This is a genomic window from Bacillus proteolyticus (assembly GCF_001884065.1).
Taxonomy (GTDB): Bacteria; Bacillota; Bacilli; order Bacillales; family Bacillaceae_G; genus Bacillus_A; species Bacillus_A proteolyticus.
Genome location: NZ_MACH01000081.1, coordinates 105148 through 121179, shown reverse-complemented (window position 1 = coordinate 121179; position 16032 = coordinate 105148). Strand labels below are relative to the sequence as shown.

Here is a 16032-nt window from a genome sequence, read left to right as displayed (position 1 = left end):
TAAGTGAGGTGCTTTTTATGGAAAAAGTAACAGCGTTGTTTTTAAAATTAGAGGAGGTATAACTATGGAAATTAACAAATTAATTATTGAAAATATGGATAACCCTCATGAGCTGGAGAGAATGTATAGAAAAGACCCGAAAGCTTTTAAAAGATCATTCTCACAAGCATGGGCCCAAAACCCTGATTCTCAGGTGCTAGCTGCTTGGTATGAAAGATTGCATTTCAAGGAGACGGCAAATAAAGAAAAAATATCGCTGTTTCAAAAAGGTTTCTTATTCATGGGCATGTTAGCTATTCTAGCTGGGCTAAGCACTAGAATCATTTTCCACTTTGTCGAGCAGGAAGCAATTGCTCCAATTAACCTGGCTTTTGGTATAATTCCCTTTATTGCTGTTTATTTTGTTTACAATAATACTCCGAAAAAAAGTATTATTTATTCCCTTGTAGCGTTGTTCCTAATTTCCGGGTTGTATCTTAATATGTTGCCATTAAATTATAAAGACAGCAGTATCCTTGCGTATTTACATCTTCCTATATTGTTATGGGTCTTATTGGGACTTGCGTTTACGGGAAATGAATATTCAAAAGGCAGTACAAGATTAGCTTATATTAAATTTAATTTAGAATATTGTCTTCTCTACGCGAGCATGGCAGTGAGCGGAATGGTACTAGCAGTATTCACCATGCGGTTATTTAGCTTTGTTGACTTGGATATAGGAGAATTCTATTTTAGTAATGTTGTTTTATTTGGAGCTGCCGCTCTCGCTGTAGTGGCTGCATACTTAGTATCAATGAATCTTAAACTTGCTAAGAATATTACACCATACATATCTAAAATTTTTAGTCCTCTCGTCCTGATAACATTGTTGATTTATCTTATAACGGTTATATTGGTCGGAAAAAATCCATTCTTGGACCGCAATTTCCTGATGGCCTTCAATGGAATACTCCTTGGTGTATTGGCCGTTACCATATTTTCCATTGTTGAGAGCGACTCAGACGAGAAAAAGAACATTTCAGATTATATAAATTTTGTTTTAATTGTTCTTGCGCTTATCATTGACAGTGTTGCTTTGTCAGCAATCGTGTTCAGACTTTCTTCTTATGGGATTACGCCTAATAGACTTGCTATTTTAGGAGTAAACATACTTATCTGGGCAAATCTAATTTGGATTATGTTCTCCTATATGCGTTTTCTGCAAAATAAATCTGGACCTACAACTATCCAAGATGCCGTTACTAAGTATTTGCCAGTCTACGGATTTTGGGCAGCTTTCGTTATATTTACTTTTCCTATAATTTTTAATTAGAAAGGATCTGTTAATGTAACGATAAATTTGTTAAAAGAGGGTGATAGCTTGATGTCATCCTCTTCAGCTTCTATTCTATTTATTATAATTGGTATTATTACGTTTGTAGTTTCGGTTATTTCATTTGTATTGATAAATAAGAAATAAGTGTTGTATGTAATTTTCAATAATAAAAAACGTCCCATTATGGGACGTTTTTTATTATGCGTATTGCCGTTTTTTCTTAATAAGTAACAACACTTGTGAAACACAAGCAAGTACTGGCAACTCAATCAACGGGCCAATAACGAGTGCAAGTGCGATAAGAGGCTCATCTGGAAAAGCAGTTACAGCGATAGCGAGTGCAACAGGTGAGTTTCTCGCTAACGTTGTTAAGCTTAGGCTGACAGTGTCTTCATAGGATAAATACATCATACGTCCTACAAACTGTCCTAGTATAAAGTTAATCATGAAGAACAGTAATACTGGTATAAGTAACAATAAAACAACATTCATATTTTGTAATAAGTACTTACCTTGTGATGCAAACATCGCTACAATTGCTAAACTTAAAAATACAATTTGGGCAGAGCTGAAAAACGGAATGATTTTATTCTCGAGTGCTTCAGCTTTTTTCATTTTATTCATAATGAATTTTGTAGCATGTGCAAGTAAAAATGGTAAGACGATTACGATAACAATACTTTCTACTAAAACAGAAACCGCTACAGTCTTCATTACACCAGCAAATAAAAACAAATAAATTGGCAGCAATAATACTTGTAAAATTAAATTTACCGGTAAAATTGATGTAGATAATGCGACGTTACCTTTTGCGATCTCTGTGAAAATTAAATACCAATCTGTACACGGAGTAACCATTAACATAATAAAGCCAACCCAAAGAGCTGGGTGATCTGAAAGAAATAATGCACCTAATCCCCAAGCGAGCAAAGGTGTCCATATAAAGTTAATGCCTAGGCTTGTTCCAGCGAATTTTAAGTTGCGGAATCCATTTTTTATATCCTTTAATGGAATGCTGAGGAATAATCCGTAAAGCATTAAAAATAAGAAGGGAACAATAAATTTTTCCGAATACATATGTATCATATTAAATTGTCCTAATATAACCCCGAATATAACGGCTGCAAGAATGATAAAGGTTTGAATCTTTTCTAAAGTACTCATTAATTAATCCTCTCTATAGATGAATTTCTCTTTCTAGTTGTATTATACAAGGTATTTCACTTATGTGTTTTTGAATTGATCATTTTGACTGAGGAAATATATTTATTAAATGTTTTTAATTCGAGATTTTTTTATTTTTAAAAAGTTACTTGACTAAAGTAAGTGACTGTATTACAATCACTTACATAAGGTAATTAAATAACAAAAAGTTTTAATTTACTTAGGTTAAGGTATCTATTAGAACTTTTTATTAGAATAAGAATTTTTATGATGATGAATAATGAATATGATGAGAAAGTTTAGGTGAAGAAAATGGGATTATTTAGCTCATTATTTGGTAAAAAAGAAGAAAATACAAATGTAGAGGAGAATAAAACTATGTCAAAAGTATTATTTGTAAAAGCGAACGATCGTCCAGCGGAGCAAGCAATTAGTTCAAAGATGTATGAAACATTTGTAAGTGCTTATAAGGAAGCAAATCCGAATACAGAAATTACGGAGTTAGATTTATTTGCATTAGATCTTCCGTATTACGGAAATATCGCTATTTCAGGTGGATATAAACGTAGTCAAGGAATGGAGATAACAGCTGAAGAAGAGAAGGCAGTTGCTACAGTAGATAAATATTTAAATCAATTTTTAGAGGCTGATAAAGTAGTATTTGCATTCCCATTATGGAACTTTACAGTACCAGCACCATTAATTACTTACATTTCATATCTTTCTCAAGCTGGAAAAACGTTTAAATATACAGCAAACGGCCCAGAAGGTTTAGTTGGTGATAAGAAAGTAGTTGTATTGGGTGCTCGCGGTTCAGATTACTCTTCAGAACAAATGGCTCCTATGGAAATGGCTGTTAATTATGTGACAAACGTACTTGGGTTCTGGGGAATTACAAATCCAGAGACAGTTGTAATTGAAGGGCATAATCAATATCCAGATCGCTCACAACAAATTGTTGAAGAAGGTTTAGAAAACGTTAAAAAAGTAGCTGCGAAATTTTAATTAATTATAGTAAATGGAAAAACCAACATGGATGACCATGTTGGTTTTTTAGTCTATTTTCTATGTTAAAAAATGTATATTTATAAAATGAATGAAAAGTTTGAAAATAGTATTGCAAAATATTATATATCAAACTATAATGAGTTTAAGAATAGTTGATACTTAAATTAAATATTCAGAAAATTCAATTAGTTAAAATTGGAAATGAGATAAGGAAATTTGAATGGGGGTTATATTATGGCGAATAAAGTACCGTTTTCGTTCATAGTAGTTATCGGATTAATGTTATTTGCACTATTTTTTGGAGCAGGAAATTTAATATTCCCAGCGATGCTTGGTCAATCGGCAGGAGAGAATGTATGGATTGCTAACGCTGGATTTTTAGTAACAGGTGTTGGATTACCATTATTAGGTGTATTAGCATTTGGTTTTTCAGGTAAAGATGATTTACAGTCATTAGCAAGTCGAGCTCACCCGGTATTCGGGATTGTGTTTACGACAGTTTTATACTTAGCGATCGGTCCGTTATTTGCAATACCTAGAACGGGAAATGTTTCTTATGAAATTGGTCTTAAGCCATTTATGCCAGAGGGATTAGGTTCTACACCTTTAATTCTTTTCACTGTTATATTCTTTAGCATTACTTGTTTTTTTTCGCTAAATCCTGCGAAAATTGTCGATATTGTTGGAAAAATATTAACACCAATTAAATTAACATTCATCGGTATTTTAGTAATCGTTGCTTTTATTCATCCAATTGGCGATATGCAAGCACCGGCTGAAGGCTATACAACACATGCATTCTTTAAAGGTTTCCAAGAAGGATACTTAACGATGGATACGCTCGCATCGTTTGTATTCGGAATCATCATCATTAATGCAATTAAAGAAAAAGGTGCAAAAACGAAAAAACAAATTATGGTTGTTTGCGCAAAAGCGACGATCATTGCAGCATCTATTTTAGCGATTATATATACAGCTCTTTCTTATATGGGAGCTTCAAGTGTTGCGAAGCTTGGGCATTTAGAGAATGGCGGAGAAGTATTAGCGAAAGTTTCTAACTACTATTTCGGATCATATGGCGGAGTATTATTAGGGTTAATGATTACAGTAGCTTGTTTAACAACTAGTGTGGGACTTGTATCAGCATGTTCTTCATTCTTCCATAAGTTATTCCCAAATGTTCCTTACAAAGCAATTGCAATTACGTTGTGTGTGTTTAGTGCAATTGTTGCAAATGTAGGATTAACACAATTAATCGCAGTTTCTGTTCCAGTATTAACAGCAATTTATCCACTTGCAATCGTGTTGATTTTCTTAACATTCTTCCACTCATTATTCAAAGGAAGAGCTGAAGTTTATCAAGTGAGTTTAATCGTAACATTTATCATCAGCTTATTTGACGGATTAAGTGCAGCTGGAGTTAACATTGAAGTAGTAAACCAAGTGTTCACGAAATTCCTTCCGATGCAGGAAGTAGGTTTAGGGTGGATCTTCCCAGCGATTATCGGTGGATTTATCGGGTACGGTATTAGTGTTCTAAAAGTGAAAAATCAAGTTCAACCAGCAGCTAGAGCGAATAAGAAAATAGGTTAAATATAAAAAGTTATAGACTTGTTTCTATAACTTTTTTTGTTACTATTAATAAGGATAGAAAAAATAAAGTAGTAGGGGAAATAGAATGAAAAAAACAATTGATCATATCGGCATCGCAGTTCGAGATATAGATAGTACGATACGTTTTTATGAAAAGGTATTGTTAGGAACTTTAATAGATCGTTACGTAAGTGAGGCACCAGGCGTTGAAAGTGAAGTGGCTATTCTTGAAGTAGATGGCGATAGAATTGAATTACTTGCGCCTACGAATAATACGACATCTCCAATAGCCCGATTTATTAAACAAAAAGGTAAAGGCGTTCATCACGTTGCGTATCGTGTAGATGATTTAGATGTAGCTTTAGAAGAGTTAAAAGAACAAGGTATTCGAACGTTAGAACATACACTTCGAATGAATAAACATGGTAGACGATTAATTTACCTTAACCCAGCAGATACTGAAGGGACAATTATTGAGTATTGTGATTATCCGGAAGAGAAATAAAAGAAGTATATTTTTGAGAAAGGTGTTACGTGCTAACGTAGCACCTTTAAATATATGTATTTGTGTGGAGTGACAAAAAAGTTATACATTTTATAAGAAAGTCATATCTTATACTAAGATGAAAATTAGCTGATTATTCTCCTTTTCCATAGCAACATGTTAAAGGGGAATAGTAGTTTGTAACCAACTATATATTTTTAGGCAATTAATATAAATAGTTAATTTCATGTATTGGAGAGTGGCTATCTGTGGAGATTTCAAATAGTGCTGAAAATTATAACGTATTATTTGTTAAATCTGGTGCTTCTGTATATTTTCCGGTGCTAGAGGAATCTATATTTAATAGTTTGAAAAAAGCAATTGGTAATGTAACGATGGTAACATACGAAAACTTGGTGAAAACAGCTTTAAAGATACAACCGTCTCTCATTATTGTATTCCATGGTTTTGAAGAAGGGATAACTAAGGGGATACAAGAATTAAAGCAATATAAATTTAAGACTGCACTCTGGCTTACAGATGATCCTTACTTTACAGATGTGACGAAAAACTTAGTGCTTGATTATGATTATGTTTTTACACAAGATACAGGATGTATTGATTTTTATAAAGATTTAGGCTGTGATAATGTATATTACTTGCCTTTAGCGGCCGAACCACCTTTATATACGCCGATACTTACGGAAGAGGAATACGCATTTGATATTAGTTTCATAGGGACTGCTTTTGATAATCGGCTCGCGTTTATTGATTCAATTGCAGAGTACTTAGTGACTAAAAACACTCTAATTATAGGATGTAATTGGGATAGACTAAAAAGTTATGAGTTATTGAAGGATAAAATTTTACTTTTACCATTTTTGGTTTATAAAAATAGTATGGGATATTACAAAAAAAGTAAAATTAACATTAATATCCATCGTTTGATAGAGGATTTAACATTTAATATAAATAAAGTAAAAATAAATGCTTGTTCCATTAATAATCGTACATTCGAAATAGCTAGTACAGGTGCTTTTCAAATGACGGATATTCGTTCAGACTTGGAAAAGTGCTATATTCCAGGGGCACAAATTGAGACATTTACTTCATCGGTTGATTTTATAGAGAAAGCAGAAAGATATTTAGTGAATCCGGCACAAAGAAAGAAAATTGCGATGGAAGGACTTAAGAGAACGCTAATCGAACATACATATGATAAAAGGGTAAAACAGTTGTTAAAAATAATTGAAAGTAACCCTAAAAAAGAAAATGAAATTTAAAAATAGGGAAAGGATATGTTGAAACACAACATATTTAAAGAACAAGGTATTCGAACGTTAGAGCATATACTTCGAATGAATAAACATAGCAGAAGATTAATATATCTTAACCCGGCAGATACAGAAGGAACAATCATTGTGTACTGTGATTATCCAGAAGAGAAATAAAAGAAGTATATTTTTTTAAAAGGTGTTACGTACTAACGTACCACCTTTTTATTTATCCCGCTATTTGTGGGCAGTAAGACTCCCACCTCAAAAGCTGGCGGATGTGAGGGAGTTAGGTGGGGGATGGACAAAAAAACCACTGATTAAAGTTTCACTTTATGTATTTCACATTTTCTTCACAAATGATTCACGATAACTTTTCTTTTTTAGAAACTTACAAAAATATATTTTGTGCTATAATAATAATCGACTTTAAAAATATAAGTAATGTCTATGAGGATAGTTACTATTATATTAGAAGTATAGAGGTGAGGAATTAATAGAGATTGATACTATATAGATCCTTATACTTAATCAGGTTAATAGTTTAGCGGAGAATAAAATTCAAGAAGTAAAGTAATGAAAGTGTAGTGACGAAAAAGAAAGAAGTGAAATGAGTGTGAAAGTAATAAGAAGGTTAGGGGCATGGCTATTAATTGCATGCGTTTTTATCATATTAATACCAAAAAGTGCATCTGCTCATGCGTATGTTGTAAAATCAAACCCTACGGAAAATGAAACATTAAAGAAAGCACCACCTGTTGTGAAAATTGAATTTGATGAGGATATACAAGTTTCACATTTTAATACATTGTTTGTAAGAGATTCCTCAGGTAAAAGAGTAGATTTAAAAGATGCTCATATAGATAAAAGTAATAAAAAATCATTAGAAGCTGGCTTAAAAGAGAATCTCAAAAATGGTCTCTATTCTATTCAGTGGAAAGCTATTTCAGCTGATGGACATCCAATTCAAGGAGTTATTCCGTTCCGTATTGGGTCAGCAGAAGCGGGAACAGATGATATAAAAGTAGAAGAGATGGGCTATGTTCCGAAAATCGATATGATTGTGGAACGCGGAATTTTATATACAAGTTTTTCTCTATTTATCGGTGTTCTATTATTTAATCTTATCCTTTATAAAGGAAGTGAAAGTCAAGTTCAGTCGAGGAGTAAGAAAATAATATGGATATCATTATTTGGTATATTCATTAGTTTACTTTTCAATTTACCATTGCAAGCGAAAATAAATGCTGATGTTTCATGGCTAGAAGCATTCGATCCTTTATTATTAAAAGAAACATTACAGCTATCTGTTTTTGGTTATGTATGGATCACTCAAATGGCTCTTATTAGTATGCTTATAATTGTTACATATTTTGCGATGAAGCGTGAAAAGCTTTCGTCTTTTAAAGTATGGAGCATTCCAATACTATTATTTATTGGGTTACTTGTTATGAAAGCCTTCAATAGTCATGCATATGGATTAAAGTTTAAAGAAATTGCTGTCGTTATGGACTTTCTACATTTATTTGCAGCTTCATTATGGGTTGGTGGTCTATCATCGATTATTCTTCTTTTACGTAAAGAGGATGGTAAGTGGGCTATGTATTGGGATGCGATTAAGCGTTTTTCACCATGGGCAACAGGTACTGTCATAGTGATTTTATTAACAGGTCTTTTTAACAGTACATTTTTTATTCCAACGATCCATTCACTATTTGATACGAAGTATGGATTAGCCTTATTAGCAAAGATACTTTTATTCGTTTGTATGGGTATATTGGGAATTATTCATTATGTGAAAGGGAGAATGCGAGCGCAGCAAAGGTTAGGAGCTACGGTGAAAGTAGAGTTTATCATTGGAGTTATCGTTTTCATAATCGTGGCCTTTATGACAAACGTACAAACCCCGCCGATGCCTCCTACTGGACCTTTCACAGAGAGTAAACAATTAGATAATGGATATGAACTTACTCTAAATGTAAGTCCTAATGAGGTAGGACAAAATACATTCCATATTACTTTAAAGGATGAGAACGGACAGCCAGTTACTGATATGGAACAAATTATATTGACCACACAATCGTTAGATATGAATATGGGCAAAGGTTCATTTAAAGTTTCGGCAGTTTCACCAGGAGAATATGAAGCGGAAGGCATGTATATTAACATGACAGGAAACTGGAATATACATGTTCATGGATTAACAAAATCTCTTGATAGCTTCGATATAGATTATAAATTTATTGTAGGTGGCAGGTAAAGAGACGTTATAGATGAAAAGGAGTTAATAGAAAATGAAGCGTATAAAAAAAATAGGAACAACAATGATAGCAACGATAATTGCGATGGGGATTTTTTCGTTACCTGTTAGTGCTCATGTAACTGTGAAACCAGCCACTTCGGATGTTAACTCATGGGAGACTTACACAATAAAGGTACCAGTTGAAAAGAATGTGGCAACGACAAAAGTCACACTGAAAATACCATCTGGAGTCGAGTTTCAGCAGTATGAGCCAGTGCCAGGATGGAAAGCGGAAGAACAAAAAGATACAGCTGGAAAAGTTAAAACTGTAATATGGGAAGCAACAGGAGAGGGAATTGCACCTGGTCAGTTCCAACGATTTACTTTCGTTGCTAAAAACCCAGATAAAGAACAAAAAATAGCTTGGGATGCATATCAACAATATAAAGACGGAGAAATTGTTGAATGGACAGGCGACGAGAAAGCAGAGAAACCACATTCACTTACTGCAATTACAAAAGGTACGTCACTTACAGGAGAACATGGTGAAGTATCTAGTGTGGAGAAAAATGAAGGTACAAGTAATATGCAAACAATAGCAATTGTCTTATCCATTTTGGCAATTGTATCGTCAGTGAGTACTTGTATTTTTGTAGTACGTCGTAAAAGATAGGCAATATTGAAAGGTCTCATTGAAAGTAATGAGACCTTTGTTAATTAATATTAGAGATTAAGCAGCCCCGAGGGGGATGCGTGTTTGAAGTGTAAAAATTAAATAATTTCTTGTATCTTCTGTTCTTTACTTTTTAGAGATGCCCATAAGCGAACCAGCATTGTTTCAGGGTGGCGTGACAAGAAATTGGAGGAGAAATATTGGGAAATAAAAAATTGACATTCGTATTATTCATAATCTATGCATTAGCACTTATTTGGTTAGTTCTTTTTAAATTACAGTTTTCTTTTGATCAAATAGATAGGGTACGAGTAATTAATATGATTCCACTACTGACTGCAGCAACAATTTTTCGCTAACTCAAAAAGTCAATTCAAATCCCGTGTGCTCACTGAGATAGACTCCCTCACTTTCCTTGAGGAGGGAGTCTTCTTGGCTAAAAAGATAAAGGGGACAGATTTCCTGATGCCTTGCACTGTGTACATAAATTTCATCCGTAAGGGTGTTAAGTATCTTCGATATTCATTTACCATACAAAAAGCCCCACAAGCATAGCGCTTAATAAAGAAACAGCCATTCCACTAACAAGAAGCTTCCAAACATTCTTACCGATAATTGATGATTTTTCTTCGCCAAATAATGAATTGTAAGATCCATAAATCATGCCCACTGTACTAAAGTTAGCAAAAGAGGCTAGAAATGTTGTTGCAACTGCAATAGTATGCGGATGTAACGAGTTTAGGTGTGATTTTAAATCCATCATTGCAACAAATTCATTCGTTGTTATTTTTATCCCCATTAACTCAGCAACATACATAGCATCACTGCCTGATACACCGAGTAAAAAAGCGAAGGGACTAAAGATAATAGAGAAGATTTTTTGAATTGTTAAACCTGTTACAAAAAAACTTAAAATCCCATTTAAACATGCTGTTAATGCTACATATCCAATTACCATGGCTAAAATAACAATAACCATATTCATCCCAACTAACATACTGTTTGAAATGGTAGAAAAGAAATCTTTTTTTTCATTTTTTGAAGGTGAATAAATAATATCTTCTTCTTTAGTGACTTCTATAGGATTTAAAACATTGGCTAAAATTAATGCGTTAATACAGTTTAAAGGAATGGCGCTGAAAATATATGTTGCTGGAACCATTGATAGATAAGCACCAAGAATGGAACCGCTGACGCTACTCATACTCATAATTCCAAAAGTCAACAAACGATTTTCTTTTAAAACAGATAATTGATCACGAACAACTGCAAGTGCTTCCGTGTTTCCTAAAAACATCATTTGAATGGAAAAGAAGCTTTCTAACTTTGGTAAACGAGAAATCTTTGAAATGATTGCACCTACTTTATCGATAATCCAAGTTAAGATTCCAAAATAAGAAAGAATATCAAAAAAAGTGATAACAAAAATGATGGGAAGTAATGCGCTAAAGAAGAAGTCAATTGTTTGATTTTCCATAGCTGAAGGAAATGCAAATCGAATACCTTCATTCGCACATGATAGTAGCCAACTGAAAAATGACGCAATTTTATTAATTATGATACTACCCAATTTGGTACCTAACATAAACCATGTAATAAAAAGTTCCAATATTATTAGAATACTGATTGGTCTCCATTTTATTTTTCTTTTATTAGGCGAACATAGGAAAACGAATAATATTACAATGAAAATCCCTAAAATATTTAATATGAAATTCATGTCAACAACTCCTTGAGCTTTATTATTTGTATATAAAAAAGCTCTTATTCTTCATACTTTGGCTAATGAACAGAAGTATGAAGAAAAGGAGAGGAACGGAAAATTGATGGTCTATAAACATCCCAATACAACGAGAGAAATTATATCATTATTTGAATTTTTGTATTCTACGGGCTGCCGTATTGGAGAAGTCGTAAAACTGAATCGTGATGATATTAACTTCTCAACGAATCATTGTACATGGGAAAGGTGATAAAGAAAGGGAAGTATACTTTAATACTGGTTGCACTATTTGGTTAAAAAGGTATCTAGATGAAAGAGATGATGAGGAGCCTTGTTTATTACGGGAAAAAGGCTCAAAAGACGTATAAGTATTGATAACCTAAGATTTATTATCAAACGTATATCAAATTGTACTGGGATTAAATAGAGTATTCATCCTCATCAATTACGTCACAGCTATGCTACATATATGATTAACAACGATGCGCCACTTGAAGTAATAAAAAGCTTACTTGGTCATGAGAAGAATGAAACCACGAGAATATTTGCTCAGCTGAGCGGAAAGTTGAGACGCAATTTTTATATTAAATATTTTTGAAAGCTACTGAAATTAATCTTTAATCAAAATCGAGGGATGCATATAAAAAGACGTATCTTTTTGAAGTGGACCATTTTGTTGGAAAATTAAATTCCTATTATTTTGTTGTGGTAAATAAGTAGAATAGGTCGTGAATATACTGTGGGGATGTTAAGGCTTTAATTAGGATAGGAGTGAATAAGTAATTATGATACAAACGATGAGCGTCCTTATTTCTGGTGCAAGCATTGCCGGCCCGGCACTCGCTTACTGGCTTCAACGCCACGGATTCGAGGTGACTGTAATAGAACGTGCACCAGCATTGCGCACGGGTGGTTACGGGGTTGATATCCGTGGTGCAGCTATTACGGTGCTTAAGGGGATGGACATACTTGATCAAGTTCGTGCAGCTGACACGAACATGACTGGTGTTTATTTCGTGAACAGCAAGGGCAAGTTCGAAGGTCAAATAAGCGAAGCGAGTATGGGGAACCAGCAGGGTCTGGACATAGAAATCATGCGTGACGATCTTAGTAACATTTTGTACGATTTAACCAAGGATACGGTTGAATACATTTGGGGCGATTCGATTACCGCTATACATGAGACTGAAGCTGGTGTAGAAGTTCAATTTATTCATGGCAAGCCACAGAAATTTGACCTGGTCATCGGTGCGGACGGGCTCCATTCTAATGTGCGCACCTTAACTTTTGGCGACGAAGCACAGTTTAAACGTACCCTTGGCTGTTATATCTCAATTTTTAACCTCGAGAATTACCTTAACCTCGACCACCACCAGCTGCTTTATACGATACCAGGCAAAACAGTAGGTATGTATAGTGCTCGTGACAATACCGAAGCAAGGGGGATGTTCTTGTTCCAATCAGAGGCATTGAAGTACGACCGTTATGATATAGAATCTCAAAAGAAACTTGTAGAAAATGCCTTCTTAGGCCAGACAGGTTGGGAAACCTCGCATCTACTCAAGACCATGAGAGATGCGACAGACTTTTATTTTGACGAGATATGCCAGATTCACATGCCGACCTGGTCAAAGGGGCGGGTTACATTGGTAGGTGATGCAGCTTATGGCCCATCACCTTTATCCGGTCAAGGCTCTAGCCTGGCGCTTGTCGGGGCTTTTGTATTAGCTGGTGAACTCAAAGCTGCAGATGGCGACTTCGCCCGTGCATTTATTGCCTATGAACAAAAAATGAGAAAGTTTGTTGAGAAAAATCAAAAAATAGGATTAATGGCTGCCGGGAGTATGGTTGAAAAATCAAACTTCAAAATCTTTCTTCGCAACTTAATGTTGCGTATACCAACCATTATGGTTGTACAATTTAAGATGATTTCGAAAATGATAGCGAAAGCGGCTAACGGGATAGAGCTGAAAGATTATTGATAAGGATAGTTATAACAAAAAGAGAGATTTCCCTTTTTGTTGGTACTTAAAGTGATGGTGCACAAAATAGACATAAGAAAGAGCCTACAAAAAGTAGGCTCTTTCTTATGTCTATTTATTTCATTTCAACTTGCTGCCCTACAGCAAGTGTTTTCGGCTTTATATTTACAAAACAAATACTTACTACAATAAATAAAAGTCCGATGAATAAGCTAATCGTAATTGCCTCATGTAAGAAAATTGAACTTACAATAATAGCGATAAGAGGGATAAGGAATGTATAAGCTCCAACTTTGCTTGCTTCACCGGCTCCAACAAGTGTGAAGTAAGCGAGCCACCCCATTGCAATAACAAAGAATGAGATGAATAGTAGTACACTTACAAATGGTATACTCCAAGCGATGTTAGACCAGCTTTCAAATTCTGAACCAAATCCGATTAAGCAAAGTCCGCCAATAATAAGCTGAAGTGTTACCATCCAAATGGCATTAACGCGGTGTCCCGTTTTCTTAATAAATACTGTGCCGAGTGCCCAGCCGATAGCACAGCCTAAAGCAAGTAGAACACCGATAATCGAAATATGTCCAGTTAAACTACTAGAGCTAATAACCCCTACACCAATAAATCCAAGAATAAGTCCGAAAATTTTCAAGCCATACATTGCCTCTTCAAGCCAAATCCATGAGAAAATGCCGAGTAAGACAGGTTGGAGAAATACGATTGCGGAGAATAGTCCGGCGGGCATGTATTGAAGTCCGACAGTTTGTAGTCCGTAAAATATAATGATGTTAAGTAAAGAAGAAATAACGTATAAATGCCAAGTTTCTTTTAAATGTAACTCTTTGTATTTCGGTAAAGCGAAAAGGAGTAAAATGAATCCTCCAATTAAAGTTCGAACGCCTGCAAATAAAACGGGTGGTGTATAATGCAGGGCAAACTTAGATAAAGGCCAATTGATTCCCCACATGAAAACGAGAAACGTAAGGATTATGGCTGTCTTAGTTCGAGAAAGCTGTGTCACTGTAAAACCTCCTTGGTGTTATTCATCTCACTATGATATGATATCGACTGTGATAAATAAAATGAATCTTTTTTATAAGGAGTATAAGTGATTAGTTATGACCATTACACAACTGCAAGTATTAATAAAAACTGTTGAGTTAGGTAGTTTTACGAAGGCTGCTCGGGTGTTAAATATGACGCAACCAGCTGTAAGTCATGCGATTTCAAGTATTGAGTCAGAATTAGGAGTTACTATTCTTATACGTGATAAACGAAAAGGATTACTCGTTACGGATGTAGGAAACAGAATTCTTGTACATATTAGAGAGATTTTGAACGGTGTAGAGAAGATTGAACAAGAAGTTGCGATGGAGAAAGGGCACGAAGTTGGGACGATTCGAATTGGGAGTTTTCCGAGTGCTTCTGCGCATTTCTTACCCAAAATGATAAATCTTTTTAAGGAGAAGTATCCGAACTTAGAAGTCGTTCTTTGTGAAGGGACGATTAAAGAAGTTGAAGATTGGTTAGTATCGAGGGTTGTTGATATAGGAATTGTTATTTTGCCTAATAAAGATATGGAGATTGTCCCATTAACGAAGGGGAAAATGGTTGTTATCTTAAGAGAGGATCATCCTCTTTGTAAGAAGGACTCTATTACAATTAGTGATTTAGAGAATGAACCGATCATATTATGTAAGGGCGGATACGAACCACCCATTATTGATATGTTTAAACAAGCCAACGTACCACTTCGGGCTGAGTATGTAATTTCGACCGTTACTACAGCTTTAAATATGATTCAAGAAGGATTAGGTATTGCAATATTAGCTGAATTATCTTTAACAAATTTACCAAAAAATGTGCAAACGAGAGAGTTGGAACCGCAAGTATGGAGAGAAATTGCTTTAGCTGTTCCATCATTAAGGGATTCTTCAATTGCTGTGCAGCTATTTATTGAAGAATTTCAAGCGCTATTTACAGAATAAAAAGAAGTGTCTCATATATCATAATGGGACACTTTTTAATTTGCTTATAAAAAATCTATGAAAAGGATTGACTTATCTTTTTGTTGTAACTATAATGATTACATCGGGGTGGTGATTACGATGAAAATTAGTAGCCGCTTTTCTATAGCTGTTCATATTTTATCTATTTTAAAAAACAATCCATCTTCACTTTGCACTTCAGACTATATGGCCGAAAGTGTAAATACAAATCCGGTAGTCATTCGTAAAATAATGTCGTACTTGAAACAAGCTGGATTTGTTTACGTAAATCGCGGACCAGGTGGCGCGGGGTTATTAAAGGATTTACATGAAATCACGTTGTTAGATGTGTATCATGCAGTAAATGTAGTGGAAGAGGATAAACTATTTCATATTCATGAGCAACCAAATCCAGATTGTCCAATTGGCGCGAATATTCAAGTGGTGTTAGAAGTTATATTAATTCAAGCACAATCCGCGATGGAAGAAGTTTTGAAAAATATTACGATGGGGCAGTTGTTTGAATCTTTACAAGAGAAAATGAATGCTTAAAATATTATCTATATTTTTTTATTATTAATGTAAC

Annotated in this window: 13 protein-coding genes and 2 pseudogenes; 12 read left to right on the top strand and 3 right to left on the bottom strand. The window is 34.5% G+C overall.

Annotated features, from left to right (window positions below; genetic code table 11):
• Positions 1-64: 64 nt before the first annotated feature.
• Positions 65-1312, top strand: coding sequence for a DUF4153 domain-containing protein (locus BAQ49_RS13335; protein ID WP_071745711.1), 1248 nt, complete (start codon positions 65-67; stop codon positions 1310-1312).
• A gap of 201 nt (positions 1313-1513) precedes the next feature.
• On the opposite strand, the gene BAQ49_RS13330 is transcribed toward BAQ49_RS13335, so the two are convergent.
• Complete coding sequence (locus BAQ49_RS13330; protein WP_071745710.1) at positions 1514-2479, bottom strand: arsenic resistance protein; 966 nt, start codon at positions 2477-2479, stop codon at positions 1514-1516.
• 312 nt (positions 2480-2791) lie between these two features.
• Here BAQ49_RS13330 and BAQ49_RS13325 point away from each other — a divergent pair, with 312 nt between their 5' ends.
• From BAQ49_RS13325 to BAQ49_RS13295, 7 genes and pseudogenes are all read left to right on the top strand, one after another.
• Positions 2792-3484, top strand: a complete 693-nt coding sequence (locus BAQ49_RS13325) for an FMN-dependent NADH-azoreductase (RefSeq protein ID WP_071745709.1) — start codon at positions 2792-2794, stop codon at positions 3482-3484.
• Positions 3485-3721: 237 nt separating this feature from the next.
• On the top strand, positions 3722-5080 hold the full coding sequence (gene brnQ / locus BAQ49_RS13320) for a branched-chain amino acid transport system II carrier protein (protein WP_071745708.1): 1359 nt from the start codon (positions 3722-3724) through the stop codon (positions 5078-5080).
• A gap of 85 nt (positions 5081-5165) precedes the next feature.
• Positions 5166-5585, top strand: coding sequence for a VOC family protein (locus tag BAQ49_RS13315; protein WP_000750834.1), 420 nt, complete (start codon positions 5166-5168; stop codon positions 5583-5585).
• A gap of 248 nt (positions 5586-5833) precedes the next feature.
• Positions 5834-6847, top strand: a complete 1014-nt coding sequence (locus BAQ49_RS13310; protein ID WP_071745707.1) for a CgeB family protein — start codon at positions 5834-5836, stop codon at positions 6845-6847.
• Positions 6848-6883: 36 nt separating this feature from the next.
• Positions 6884-7015 (top strand): annotated as a pseudogene (locus tag BAQ49_RS13305) (glyoxalase); the annotation flags it as partial.
• Between the two features lie 433 nt (positions 7016-7448).
• Entirely contained in the window at positions 7449-9098 is a 1650-nt protein-coding gene (locus tag BAQ49_RS13300) for a copper resistance CopC/CopD family protein (protein ID WP_071745706.1), read from the top strand.
• A gap of 34 nt (positions 9099-9132) precedes the next feature.
• Entirely contained in the window at positions 9133-9753 is a 621-nt protein-coding gene (locus BAQ49_RS13295) for a YcnI family copper-binding membrane protein (RefSeq protein ID WP_071745705.1), read from the top strand.
• A gap of 526 nt (positions 9754-10279) precedes the next feature.
• On the opposite strand, the gene BAQ49_RS13290 is transcribed toward BAQ49_RS13295, so the two are convergent.
• A complete protein-coding gene (locus tag BAQ49_RS13290; RefSeq protein WP_071745704.1) occupies positions 10280-11473 on the bottom strand; it encodes a NupC/NupG family nucleoside CNT transporter in 1194 nt (397 codons plus the stop codon).
• Positions 11474-11618: 145 nt separating this feature from the next.
• Between BAQ49_RS13290 and BAQ49_RS33535 the strand changes: the two are divergent.
• Positions 11619-12074 (top strand): annotated as a pseudogene (locus BAQ49_RS33535) (tyrosine-type recombinase/integrase); the annotation flags it as partial.
• 187 nt (positions 12075-12261) lie between these two features.
• Entirely contained in the window at positions 12262-13458 is a 1197-nt protein-coding gene (locus BAQ49_RS13275) for an FAD-dependent monooxygenase (protein WP_071745703.1), read from the top strand.
• Positions 13459-13573: 115 nt separating this feature from the next.
• Here BAQ49_RS13275 and BAQ49_RS13270 read toward each other — a convergent pair whose 3' ends face one another.
• A complete protein-coding gene (locus tag BAQ49_RS13270; RefSeq protein WP_071745702.1) occupies positions 13574-14479 on the bottom strand; it encodes a DMT family transporter in 906 nt (301 codons plus the stop codon).
• 97 nt (positions 14480-14576) lie between these two features.
• Here BAQ49_RS13270 and BAQ49_RS13265 point away from each other — a divergent pair, with 97 nt between their 5' ends.
• Positions 14577-15446, top strand: a complete 870-nt coding sequence (locus tag BAQ49_RS13265) for a LysR family transcriptional regulator (protein WP_071745701.1) — start codon at positions 14577-14579, stop codon at positions 15444-15446.
• Between the two features lie 120 nt (positions 15447-15566).
• Positions 15567-15998, top strand: coding sequence for an Rrf2 family transcriptional regulator (locus tag BAQ49_RS13260; RefSeq protein ID WP_000704078.1), 432 nt, complete (start codon positions 15567-15569; stop codon positions 15996-15998).
• Positions 15999-16032 lie beyond the last annotated feature (34 nt).